Source organism: Longivirga aurantiaca (assembly GCF_042660085.1).
Classification (GTDB): Bacteria; Actinomycetota; Actinomycetes; order S36-B12; family CAIYMF01; genus Longivirga; species Longivirga aurantiaca.
In genome coordinates, this window is record NZ_JBHSTI010000002.1 from 98,414 (window position 1) to 110,275 (window position 11,862).

An 11,862-nucleotide genomic window follows, 5' to 3' on the forward strand; every position below is an offset into this window, starting at 1 on the left:
TGGGCAGTAACTCGAATCAGGAGGGGAGGTCGGCGAGGTGCGGGGGCTCGGCGCCGGCTCGGGTGCAGGTGATGCCGGCGACGACGATCGCGCGCTCGACGGCGGTGCGCAGGGCCTGGAGGTCGGCGAGGTCGGTGCGGCCGAGACCGGCGTCGACCCAGGTGGCGAGGAAGCCGCCGCCGAAGGAGTCGCCGGCACCGACGGTGTCGACCACCTCGACCGAGGGCACGTCGACGGAGAACGAGCCGCCGTCGCGCACGAGCACGTGCACGGTCTCGGCGCCGTCGGTGAACAGCACCACCTGCGGCCCGAGGGCCAGCAGGTCGCGGCACGCGGTCAGGCCGTCGACGCCGGGCGACAGGTAGTCGAGGTCGTCGCCGGAGACCTTCACGACGTCGGCGCGCGCGAGCACGCGGTGAAGTCGTGCGATGTAGGCGTCGCGGTCCGAGATGGTGAGGGGGCGGCAGTTGGGGTCGATGAACACGAGCACGTCGTCGCCGATGCCGGCCACGAGCGACTCCATCGTGGTCGCCATCGGCTCGAAGACCAGGCCGAGCGTGCCCACGTGCAGGACGGTCGCAGCCGCGTCGAACGCCGCGCGTGCGTCGTCGCCCGTGACGAGCGGCGCGGACGTGCCGGCGAAGTAGAAGCGGTAGCTCGCGGCCCCGCCCTCGTCGAGCTCGGCGAGGGCGAGCGTCGTCGGGAGGTCCACGGGCGTCGGCATGCCGAGGTGTACGCCGTCCTCCTCGAGCCGGGTGCGCAGGTCGCGACCGAAGCGGTCGACCGACAGCCCCCCGAGGAACACGGTCGGCACCCCGAGGCGCGCGAGCGTGCGCGCGGCGTTGAACGGGCCGCCGCCGGGCACGGCGGTGATCGAACCGTCCGGGCGCAGGATGAGGTCGACGAGAGCCTCGCCGGCGACGACGACGGTCATGGCGCAGCTCCCGGGGGGCAGACGGTGGGGCAGGGGAATGATCCCAACCTACGGCCGGTGGTCGTGCGCGGGGGTGCCCACGGCCTCCGGCGGCGTCAGGAGGCGAAGGGTCCGGGGATCTCCCCGGTGCCGCGCTCGGTCAGCGTGGCGGGCAGCACCACGCTGCGCGCGGGCGAGGTGTCGCCCGCGATCCGCTGGAAGAGCATCTCCGCGGCGATGGCGCCGAGGCGTCGGACGTCCTGCTCCACGATCGTGACGCCGGGGTCGAGCAGGTCCTGCATCGGCAGGGAGTCGAAGCCGACGACCGCGACCGTGCGGTGCAGACCGGCATGTCGCAGGGCGCGCAGGGCACCGACGGTGACGAGGTTCTGGCTGGCGAACACCGCGGTCGGCGGGTCGGGCAGCGCGAGCAGCTCCTCGACGGCTGCCTGCGCCTGCTCGGCCGTGCGCAGGTCGCGGCGTACGAGGTCGGGAGCCAGCGCGAGCCCCGCGCGACCCAGTGCATCGACATACCCCTCGTAGCGCTCGCGCGCCGTGCTGATCGTCGACAGGTCGCCGAGGAAGGCGATGCGGTGGTGCCCGTGCCGCACCAGGTGCTCGGTGCCGTCGCGCGCACCCGCGAGGTTGTCGGTGACCACGTGGTCGGCCTCGAGCTGCACGGGCGGACGGTCGACGAACACCACCGGTGTGCCGTTGCGCCGCTCGCGGGCGAGGTACGACTGGTCCGGCGCGGTGGGCACGATCACGAGGCCGTCCGTGCGGCGGGCCACCAGGGCGGCCGCGAGGTCGCGCTCACGGTCCGGGTCCTCGTCGACGCTGCCGGCGAACACGACGACGCCGTGCTCGCGCGCGACGTCCTCGACCGCGCGGTGCAGCGCCGAGGAGAACGGGTTCGAGACGTCCTCGAGCAGGAGCCCGATGGTCTGGCTCTTGCCGTCGCCGCGGCGCAGGCTGCTGGCGCTGAGATCGCGCCGGTAGTCGAGCTTCACGGTCGCGGCGAGCACGCGCTCGGCCACGTCGGAGGAGACGCCGGCCTCCCCGTTCACGACGCGCGACACCGTCTTGATGCTGACGCCCGACAGCGCGGCCACGTCCTTCATGGTCGGCCGGCTGTGCCGGGCGTCGACCTCGTCGAGGGACATGCGCTCCATCCGGGCAGTGTGCGGTCCGCGGTCGCGGAGGGCCAGGACGCCGACGATAACGTTGTCATCACGCTGACGTCCAGATGAAACAATCTATTGACAGAGGGGCAATGGCCGGTCCACCCTGCTCGACAACGTTGTCAGGCAGTAGCGGTCCTCCAGGCGCTGCGGCCCCCGGTGAAAGGAACCCCCCAGATGGTCCTCAGCTCCCCCCGCGCCCGCGGCCTCGCGGTCGTCGGCGCTGCCGCCTCGCTCCTGCTCGCGGCCTGCGGCAGCAGCGCGAGCACTGCCGACTCGTCCTCGGCCGCCCCTTCCGGCTCCGCGTCGGGTTCCGCCGCCACCTGCGAGGGCAAGAAGATCGCCTTCGTCATGGGCGCCGAGTCCGACCCGTTCTTCCAGGCCATGAAGGTCGGCGCCACTGAGGCCACCGCGGCTGCCGGCGCCGAGCTGATCTGGCAGGGAGACCCCAAGGAGTACTCGCCGGCGACGCAGATCCCGGTCGTCGACCAGGTCCTCGCACAGAAGCCCGACGGTCTAGTCCTCATCCCGACCGACCCCAACGCCCTGCAGCCGTCGGTCGCCAAGGCCGTCGCGGCCGGCGTGACGGTGGCCAACGTCGACACCCGCGTGACCGACCTCGGTCAGGTCCTCACCTTCATCACGGGTGACAACACCGACGGCGGCACCAAGGCGGCCGAGGCCATCGCCAACGCGATCGGCTACGCGGACGGCCAGAAGTACAAGGTCGTCGTCGGCCTCACCTCCGAGACCGCCACGACCAACGTCGCGCGCCTCGACGGCTTCAAGGCCGCGATCGCCGCGTCGTACCCCGGCATCGAGATCGTGGATATCGCGTACTCGCAGTCCAAGCCCGAGGTCGCCAACACCAACGTCAACAACTGGCTCACGAAGTACCCGGACCTGAACGGCATCTTCGCGATCGACGGCACCAATGCCCAGGGCGCCGCGGCGGCGCTGCAGGCCAAGGGCCTGGTCGGCAAGGTGGCCCTCGTCGGCTACGACGCCTACCCGGACAACGTCGCCCTGATCAAGAGCGGCGTCTTCACCGCCCTCATCGCGCAGGACCCGGCCACGGAGGCCCGCCAGGCCGTCGAGTCGCTCTGCGCCAGCCTCACCGGCGGCGACGCCTCCGCGATCGAGAAGGAGGTCGTGATCCCGAACGTCGTCCTCAACAAGGACACGTCGGACGCCGACCTCCAGAAGTACACCTACGTCGCCTCCTGACGACACCCGTGGGGGCGGACGTCGACGACGTCCGCCCCCACGCCCCTCTCCCACCCCCAGTCAGAGCGCCACGCCCGTCCGGCGCGGCCGCCCGAAGGAGGGCACGTGGCATCCACTGAAGTGAAGCCGGCGACGCCGGTGACGCAGGTCGTCGCGCCGACGTCCCGGCTCAAGGCGGTGCTGTCGAACCAGCAGTTCCTGCTGCTCGTCGTCTGGCTCGCGATGGTCCTCGGCTTCTCGCTGATCTCGCCGATCTTCTTCTCCGTCGACGTCGCGGCGAACGTGCTGCTCGACTGGGCGCCCCTGGTGCTCATCGCACTGGGCCAGCTGGTCGTCGTCATCAGCGCCGGCATCGACCTGTCCGTGGGTGCGACCGTCGGCTTCAGCGGCGTCATCGGCGCGTTCGCCATGAAGTCGCTCACCGCTTCCGGGCAGCCCACCGCGACGACCCTCGTCGCCGGAGTGCTGGTCTGCATGCTCGTCGGGGCCTTCATCGGCACCATCAACGCAGCGCTCATCAACTACGCGCGCCTGGTGCCGTTCATCGCCACGCTGGTGACGCTCGGCGCCGCCTCCGGCCTCTCCCTGGTGCTCACCAAGGGCGCGCCGATCATGGGCGGCCCGGCCGACGCCATCTTCCTGGTGACCCCCTGGATCGGCCCGTTCTCCAAGCCGGTCGTCGTCATCATCGGCATCGTCGTGGTGCTGTGGCTGTTCATGCACAAGGCGCGGTTCGGCCGGTACACGTACGCGATCGGCTCCAACTCCTTCGCCGCACGCGCCGCCGGCATCAACGTCCGGCGCCACATCGTGAAGGTCTACGTCCTGTCGGGCGTGCTCGCGGGGCTCGCGGGCTTCTTCTTCTACCTGAGGCTCAACGGTGGTGCGCCGACCTCAGGCTTCGGCATGGAGCTCGATGCCATCGCCGCAGTCGTGATCGGAGGCGCAGCCCTCGCCGGCGGCGTCGGCCGGGTGACCGGCACGGTCATCGGCGCGCTGATCCTCACCACCGTCACGAGTGGGCTCATCATCGTCGGCGTCGACCCCTCGTGGAAGCGCGTGGTCGTCGCCGTCCTCATCGCCATCGCCGCCACGCTGCAGGCGCTGCGCAAGACCGAGGGGCGGGCAGCATGACCGAGCGCGGGGACGTCATCTACGAGGCTCGCAACCTCAGCAAGCGCTACGGCGCCGTCGTCGCACTCGACGACGCCAACCTGAAGCTCCACGCGGGCGAGGTCGTCGGCCTCGTCGGCGACAACGGTGCCGGGAAGTCGACGCTCGTGAAGTGCCTCTCCGGTGCGCACGCGCCGTCCAGCGGCCAGTTGCTGCTCGACGGGGTCGAGCGCTCGTGGAAGTCGCCGCACGACGCGATCCAGGCCGGCGTCGAGACCCTGTACCAGGACTCCGGTCTCGCACCGCACCTGTCGGTCAGCGCCAACGTCTTCCTCGGGCGCGAGGAGCTGAAGCCCGGCCTGCTCGGCAGGATGGGCTTCCTCGCGCAGAAGTCGATGGACCGCCGCGCCCACGAGGACCTCGACCGCGTCGGGATCGCCGTCCCGGCGTCCGGCCGGTCGGTCGCCCAGCTCTCGGGCGGTCAGCGACAGGCTGTGGCGATCGGCCGGGCCGTCGCCTGGGCGAGCCGCGTGATCATCCTCGACGAGCCCACCAACCATCTCGGCGCGCGCCAGGCCGGCGAGGTGCTGCACGTGGTGGAGCGGGCCAAGGCGGAGGGCCTCGGGGTCATCTTCATCTCGCACACCCTCCCGCACGTGCTCCAGGTGACCGACCGGGTCGTCGTCCTGCGCCTCGGGCGGGTGGTCAAGGACGCCCCGACGTCGGAGTTCGACGTCGACACGCTCCTCGGGACGATCACCGGCCTCATCTCCGACTGAGCGGGCCTCCAGGTCACCGGATCCCCGGGCGGACCCTCCCTCCCGGGATCCGGTGACGGAGGTGCGACCGGTCGGCGCACGGCGGCCCGCGGCACGCGCTCGTCTCGGTCCGACCGGCATTCGGTCACGGATCGGCCACGGACCTCCCGTTCGGGGATCACTGCCTGAGATAGTCGCGGGCGGACCAAAGCGACCAAACCGGACACCCGGTGCGGGAGGGTCCGAACCGGACCTTCCTACCCGAGGGGGAGCACATGGCAAGTCGCCCGCCGGAGGCGGACGAGCTGCTGACCCCTGCCGAGGTCGCGGCCCTCTTCCGCGTCGACCCGAAGACGGTCACGCGCTGGGCCAAGGCCGGCAAGCTCACCTCGATCCGCACGCTCGGCGGTCACCGCCGCTACCGCGCGGCCGAGGTGCGGGCGCTGCTCGGGGACATCCCCGGCCCCCGTGCAGGCGAGGCCGCGGCCTCCGAGGCCGGGCCGGCGCTCGGCGCCTGAGGCGCCGTAGGTCAGGAAGCCGTCGGCGGCTTCATCGCCGCGATCTGGGCGGTCGTGCGCAGCAGCAGGGCGAGGCCCTCGCTCATGCCCTCGTGGCCGTGCGCGTCCGGCTCGTCGTGCGGGTGGCCGATGTGGCTCGAGAGCGCAGCCCCGAGCCCCGCGTTCTCGATCACCATCTCGCAGAGGGCGAGGGCGTCGTCGCCGACGAGGCCGGGCTTCGCGAGGCACAGCGACACTGCCCCATGGGTGGCGGCCCACAGCGAGGTCGCGATCACGTCCGGATCGGTCCCCGGGGCGAAGACGCCGACGTCGATGCAGCTCTGCACGGCGTCGATCAGGTGATGGTATGTCGGGCCGGCGACGATGTCCTCGGCGCTGAACGGCCCGTAGGTGTTCTTGTCGAACTCCCCGTGCAGCGCGGGCATCCGCATCATGGCGAGGCGGTACTGCTCGGGGTTGGCGAGGGCGAACTCCGCGTAGGCGAGCCCGCGCAGGCGCAGCCCGTCGAAGGGGTCGCTGGTCGTCGCGGCCGCCGCCTGCATGCGGGCGTCGAGCTCGGTGAACACGAGCTCGCACACGGCGTCGAGCAGGGCCTGCTTGTCGGCGAAGTGCAGGTAGATCGAAGGGGTCGACACCCCGACCCGCTCGGCGACGGCACGGACCGAGACGGCGTCCGCGTCCTGCGCCTCGGCGAGGAGCTCGCGCGCCGCCGTCAGGATCTCGGCGCGCAGCAGCTCGCCCTCGCCACGGCGGGCGCGGCGACGAGGGCGAGCTGCTGCGGTGGTCACGCGGTCAGCCTACGACCACGGTGTCGTCGCGGAGGTCCCTGACGTCGTCCTCGTCGGCGTCGCCCTCGCTGATGCCGAAGCGGTCGTGCAGCCGCTTCAACCAGGCCGGCGCCCACCAGTTGGCGTCGCCCATGACCCGCATGAACGCAGGCACCATGAGGCCCCGGATCAGGGTCGCGTCGACGAGGACCGCGAGGGCCACCCCGACGCCCATCATCTTGATGATCGTGACGCCGCTCGTGGCGAAGGCGATGAACACGATGGCGAGCAGGGCCGCGGCGCTCGTGATGAGGCGGCCGGTGCGCTGCATGCCGAGGGCGACGGCGGCGGCGTTGTCGCCCGTGCGGTCGTACTCCTCCTTGATGCGGGAGAGGAGGAAGACCTCGTAGTCCATCGAGAGGCCGAACGCGATGCAGAACATCAGGATCGGCATCGCGGTGTCGAGCTCTCCGGTCACGGTGAACCCGCCGAGCCACTGCGAGAGGTGGCCCTCCTGGAAGATCCAGACCATCGCGCCGAACATCGCCGACAGGCTCAGCGTGTTGAGCACGAGCGCCTTCAGCGGAAGGACGACCGAGCCGGTGAACAGGAACAGCAGGACGAACGTCGCGATCGCGATGATCCCGATCGCCCACGGCAGGCGCTCACCCATCGCGGTCTGCGAGTCGGCGAAGGTCGCCGCGCTCCCGCCCACGAGGGTCTCGCCGAGCGGGGACGGGATCGCGCGCAGGTCCTCGACCAGCTCGCGTCCCTCCGCCGAGTAGGGCTCGACGTCGGTGACGACCGACAGCCAGGTGCCCGTGCCCGACTCGGCGACGAAGCGGGCAGCGGCCGGGCCGGCGTCGGCGACGAGCGCGCCGACGACGTACGACCCGTTGACCGAGTCGACCCGGGCGACGCCGCCCACCTCGGACAGCTGCGCCGCGTACGAGCCCACGGTGCCGGGGGACACCGTGCTCGTGGCGGCGACGACCGTCAGCGGGTCGGACTCGCGGGAGTCGAACTCGGTGCGGAGCCACTCGCCCGCCTGGGCAGCCTGTGCCGACGCCGGCAGCACCCGGTCGTCGGTCTGGCCGAAGGCGACGTTGAAGAACGGGAGGCCGAGCGCGACGAGCAGGGCGACGCCTCCGACCAGCACCGGCCACGGCCGACGCATCACGGCGTGGGAGAGGCGGAACCAGAAGCCGTCGTCGCGCACCTCGGTGGTCGAGCGCAGCACGCGGAAGCGGTCGACCTTCGTGCCGAGGGTCGAGAGCGCCGCGGGCAGCACCACGACGGCAGCGATGACGGCGAGCACCACGGTGGCGATGCCGGCATAGGCGAAGGAGCGCAGGAAGAACTGGGGGAAGACGAGCAGCGCCGAGAGCGAGATGGCCACGGTGATGCCGGAGTACACGACCGTGCGGCCGGCGGTGCGGACGGTGCGGATGACGGCCTCGTCGGGCGTGCGTCCGCGGGCGAGCTCCTCGCGGAAGCGGGTCACCATGAAGAGCGCGTAGTCGATGCCTAGGCCGATGCCGAGGGCGGTGACGAGGTTGATCGCGAAGACGCTGACGTCGGTGAACTGCGTGATGGTCCACAGCGCGAGGAACGAGCCGAGCACCGCGACGGCGCCGATGATCGCCGGCAGACCGGCCGCCACGAGAGTGCCGAACACCAGCAGGAGCAGGAGCATCGTGACGGGCACCGCGATGCTCTCCGCGCGCACGAGGTCCTTCTCGATCGTGCTGCCCACCTCGGCGAAGATCACCGGCGACCCGGAGACCCGTACCTCGAGCACGCCGTCGTCGGTGAAGCCCGACAGCTCCTCGGCCAGCTCGCCCGCGCGCTCCTGCGCGGCGTCGCCGGTCTCGGTGAGGCGCGCGGTCACGAGGGCGAGGGTGCCGTCGGTGCTGCGCATCGCGGCGGCGCCGGTGGCCCAGTAGCTGGTGACGTCGCGGACGTCGCCCTGCCCGGCGAGGCGCTGGGCGAGCGCCGCGCCTGCGGCCGCCACCTCCGCGGTGTCGACCGAGGCGCCGTCGACGCTGCGGGCGATCAGCACGATGTCCGAGGGCGCCGCGTCGAAGGTCTCGAGCAGCTGGTCGGCGGCGCGGGCGGACTCCGAGCCCGGGTCGTCGAAGCCGCCGGAGGACAGGCGGGAGAACACGCCGCCGCCGACGACCGCCGCGACGACGACGCCGATCACGGCGACGACGAGCACGAGGCGACGGCGGCGGACGGTGAAGGCTCCGAGGCGGTCGAACCACCCGGCGCGGGACCCGGACCGGGTCGGTGTCGTGGTGGACATGGCTGCTCCTCGGGGGAAGGCGGATTGACTGAACGCCGCTACGTTAGCCATGTTCAGTTATCCACGTCAACTTACCCGCGCCAGGGCATGGGCGGGCCCGCGAGAGGACAGGAGGGCGTGCCGACGGGGGCTGCGGCTCACACGTGGAAGGCGAGCGCGGCCAGCACCCGGCGGTCGTACTTCGCGCCGTCGCGCAGCTCGAGCTTGCGGAAGACCTTCGTCACGTTGGCCTCCACCGACTTCACGGTGATGCCGAGCTCGTCGGCGATCGCAGCGTTGGTGAGTCCGCGGGCCAGTGCCTCGAGCACCTGGTGCTCGCGGGGCGTGAGCCGGCCGAGCCCGTCGTCCGGGGCCCCCCCGTTGACGCCCGCCACGATCTCGGGGTCGAAGGCGGAGACGCCCCGCAGGACCGTGCGGGTGACGTGGGCCAGGGTCTCGGCGTCGCGGACGTTGCTGTCGAGCAGGAAGGCCACCCGCTCGGGGCCGTGCTCGAGCAGCGCGCGCGCCAGCCCGTTGCGGCGAGGGCCGATGACCAGGAGCGCCGGTGCCGGGTGCGTGGAGCGCACCGCCGAGGCCACCTGCTTCACCGTGGAGTGCGAGGAGTCCGACGTGAGGCCGAGCAGGACGGCGTCGGGGAGGCTGTCGGGGTTCCTGGCCAGGAAGGCCGGCAGGTCGTCGGGGGCGACCGTGGCGACGACGTCCATCCCCGCCGCGTCCGTCATCAGCGAGGCCACGCTCACACGTACGAGCGCGATGTCCGCGACGACGACCAAGGTGACCGGGCCCACCCCCGTGGGGCCCGGTGCGCTCTGGACCGTCGTGTCCGTCATGGATGCGTCCTCACGTGGGCAACCTGGACTCTGCTGCTCACGCTAGAGCGGCTCCGACGTCACGGCGCTGGAGGGACGGGGGGTTATCCCCCGAGTTCGGGAGGGCGGGCCTTCCAGGGCTACGGGCGCCCCCCCTGGTCCGCAGTCCTGGATGGCCCGCCCCCGGTCGCCCCCCTGCTCCCGTCCCCCCGGGGTGACCCCGTGCGGGTCGTGGGCGCGTCCGGGTCGTCGACGGCCACATGGGTGCGGCAGAGCGTCTTCGCCGCGTAGCAGGCGAGATCGGCGCGCCGGATGGCGTCATCGAGGCCCTCGGAGCCGACGACGGTCTGGGCCGCCACCCCGGCGGAGAGCCCGAGCCGGACGACGGTGCCGTCGCACGAGAACTCGTGGCCCGCCACCGCGGCGACGAGCTCGCCCGCGACGACGACGGCGCGGTCGAGGCCGCACGAGTCGAGGATCACGACGAACTCGTCGCCGCCGATGCGCACGAGGTGGTCGTCCCTCCGGATCGCACCGCGCAGCACCTCGCCGATCTCCTGGATCACCGCGTCGCCGACAGCGTGCCCGTGCCCGTCGTTGATCGCCTTGAAGCCGTCGGCGTCGAGGAAGAGCACCGCCCGGCCGTCCCCCGTGCGACGACCGCCGATCCTGGCCAGGTAGTGACGGTTGTGCAGCCCGGTCAGGGCGTCGTGCTCGGCGAGGTGCAGCGCCGCGCGCAGCGTGCGACCGGCCGCGTCGCCGTCGCGCAGGGCGACCAGCACACCGTTCACGTGGCCGTCCTGGTCGGGCGGGCCCGCGGTGACCGGCGACAGGCGGCACTCGAGCTCCTCGCCGGTGACGGTGTGGCCCACGGCCTGCTCGGACACGCCCAGCGACACGGAGTCGCTGGTCATGAGCACGTGGAGGCAGGCGGTGCGCAGCCGCTCGGCGGCGTCGGTGTCGTCGGCCACCAGGTCGGCGATGCTGCGGCCGACGGGCTCGGGGGCGCCGAGCAGGGCGGCGGCAGCGGGGTTGGCCCAGCGCACGCACAGGGTGGCATCGACGGCGAGCAGCGCGTCGGAGACGGCGTCGAGGATGCGGTCGGGGCGAACCCACGGGACCTCGGGCGGGGCGGATGCGGGAGCAGGTGCAGCGACGGACGGCGTCGCGCCATCGGTCAGCCGCATGCTCGTCGTCACGGTGTCCGACCCCCTTGTCTCCCCGATGGAGCCCCGTCGCCCCCACCTGCATGGTCTAGCCATGCAGGTCGGGGCCCTGCTCCAGCATGACTGTCGGCGTACCGCCCGGTAACCGGGCGCTCCCCCGCGTCGGACCAGGGTTAGCCCGACGCGGGGCAGCGGGCGCACCAGTCAGTCGAACGGTGCTGCGCGCGACCTCAGGTAGATCACGGCGGCGGTGACGCGGCGGTCGAGGGAGTCCTGCCCCGTCAGCCCGAGCTTGCGGAAGATCACGGTGACGTGCTTCTCCACGGCCTTGACCGACAGGTTGAGCCGCGCTGCGATCGCGCCGTTGGAGGCTCCGTAGGCGAGGTTCTCGAGCACGTCGAGCTCGCGCACCGTGAGGTCGTCGATCTGTGGCCGGGTGTTCCGGTCGAGGAGGCTGGCGACGATCGAGGGCGAGAGAACCGTCTGGCCCGCCATGACCTGGCGCAGGGCGTCGATCACGACCTCGATGCTCGGGAGATGCTCGTCCACGAGGTAGGCGATGCGGTCGGAGCCGCCGCGCAGGAGCTCGATCGCGAAGCCGTCGCCGCGGTCGGAGACCACGACGATGCCGAGGCTGCGGCGACGCGCGTGCAGGTCGCGGGCGAGCGCGATGGTCGCCATGGTGCTGACGACGGGGGTGAGGACCGTGACCACGAGGACGTCGGGCTCCTCGGTCTCCACCAGCGTGGCCACCTGGTCGAGGTCCTGGGCCCGGCCCACGACCTCGATGTCGCGCTCGCGCAGGAGCGCGGCAAGCCCGTCGCCGAGCAGCAGGCTGTTGGCGGCGAGGACCACTCGCGGTCGCGCCGGTCCCGACTGCATGACCTCTCACCTCAGAGAGCTGGAAGCACTCCCGAAGTGGCCGGTCACGACAACGGCGAAAGCCCGTCACAACCGCCGGTCAACCCAAGGACTGCTTCGACCATACGCGCACCCGGGCGCGGTTGCCCGGGAGAGCCCGACGTTTCCGGTCATGGCCCTCCTGGGGAACCCTGCTGACCCCCCTGTGGGATGCGTGCTGACCCCCCCTTCGTCCAGGTGG

11 protein-coding genes are annotated in these 11,862 nt (G+C 72.0%); 4 read left to right on the forward strand and 7 right to left on the reverse strand.

The window, feature by feature from the left end:
• Positions 1-16: 16 nt before the first annotated feature.
• Positions 17-934: a carbohydrate kinase family protein gene (locus tag ACFQGU_RS00645; RefSeq protein WP_386763415.1), complete on the reverse strand. Its 918-nt coding sequence runs from the start codon at positions 932-934 to the stop codon at positions 17-19.
• Positions 935-1,029: 95 nt separating this feature from the next.
• Positions 1,030-2,085, reverse strand: coding sequence for a LacI family DNA-binding transcriptional regulator (locus ACFQGU_RS00650; protein ID WP_386763416.1), 1,056 nt, complete (start codon positions 2,083-2,085; stop codon positions 1,030-1,032).
• Positions 2,086-2,271: 186 nt separating this feature from the next.
• Here ACFQGU_RS00650 and ACFQGU_RS00655 point away from each other — a divergent pair, with 186 nt between their 5' ends.
• The 4 genes from ACFQGU_RS00655 to ACFQGU_RS00670 all read left to right on the forward strand — a co-directional run bounded on the left by ACFQGU_RS00655 (position 2,272) and on the right by ACFQGU_RS00670 (position 5,710).
• Positions 2,272-3,321: a substrate-binding domain-containing protein gene (locus ACFQGU_RS00655; protein WP_386763417.1), complete on the forward strand. Its 1,050-nt coding sequence runs from the start codon at positions 2,272-2,274 to the stop codon at positions 3,319-3,321.
• 105 nt (positions 3,322-3,426) lie between these two features.
• Positions 3,427-4,455: an ABC transporter permease gene (locus ACFQGU_RS00660; protein WP_386763418.1), complete on the forward strand. Its 1,029-nt coding sequence runs from the start codon at positions 3,427-3,429 to the stop codon at positions 4,453-4,455.
• Entirely contained in the window at positions 4,452-5,213 is a 762-nt protein-coding gene (locus tag ACFQGU_RS00665; protein WP_386763419.1) for an ATP-binding cassette domain-containing protein, read from the forward strand. The genes ACFQGU_RS00660 and ACFQGU_RS00665 overlap by 4 nt, the downstream gene beginning before the upstream one ends.
• A 254-nt stretch (positions 5,214-5,467) precedes the next feature.
• Positions 5,468-5,710 carry a BldC family transcriptional regulator gene (locus ACFQGU_RS00670; protein ID WP_386763420.1) on the forward strand — a complete coding sequence of 81 codons (243 nt, stop codon included), beginning with the start codon at positions 5,468-5,470 and terminating at the stop codon, positions 5,708-5,710.
• An 11-nt stretch (positions 5,711-5,721) separates the two neighbouring features.
• Here ACFQGU_RS00670 and ACFQGU_RS00675 read toward each other — a convergent pair whose 3' ends face one another.
• The 5 genes from ACFQGU_RS00675 to ACFQGU_RS00695 form a co-directional block, all read right to left on the reverse strand.
• Positions 5,722-6,498 carry a TetR/AcrR family transcriptional regulator gene (locus ACFQGU_RS00675; protein WP_386763421.1) on the reverse strand — a complete coding sequence of 259 codons (777 nt, stop codon included), beginning with the start codon at positions 6,496-6,498 and terminating at the stop codon, positions 5,722-5,724.
• A gap of 4 nt (positions 6,499-6,502) precedes the next feature.
• Positions 6,503-8,785: an MMPL family transporter gene (locus ACFQGU_RS00680; protein WP_386763422.1), complete on the reverse strand. Its 2,283-nt coding sequence runs from the start codon at positions 8,783-8,785 to the stop codon at positions 6,503-6,505.
• A gap of 137 nt (positions 8,786-8,922) precedes the next feature.
• Positions 8,923-9,615, reverse strand: a complete 693-nt coding sequence (locus ACFQGU_RS00685) for a helix-turn-helix transcriptional regulator (protein ID WP_386763423.1) — start codon at positions 9,613-9,615, stop codon at positions 8,923-8,925.
• Positions 9,616-9,734: 119 nt separating this feature from the next.
• Positions 9,735-10,793, reverse strand: a complete 1,059-nt coding sequence (locus ACFQGU_RS00690) for a GGDEF domain-containing protein (RefSeq protein WP_386763424.1) — start codon at positions 10,791-10,793, stop codon at positions 9,735-9,737.
• A gap of 171 nt (positions 10,794-10,964) precedes the next feature.
• The gene (locus ACFQGU_RS00695) at positions 10,965-11,642 is read right to left on the reverse strand and encodes a LuxR C-terminal-related transcriptional regulator (RefSeq protein ID WP_386763425.1); all 678 of its coding nucleotides are present in this window, start codon (positions 11,640-11,642) and stop codon (positions 10,965-10,967) included.
• Positions 11,643-11,862 lie beyond the last annotated feature (220 nt).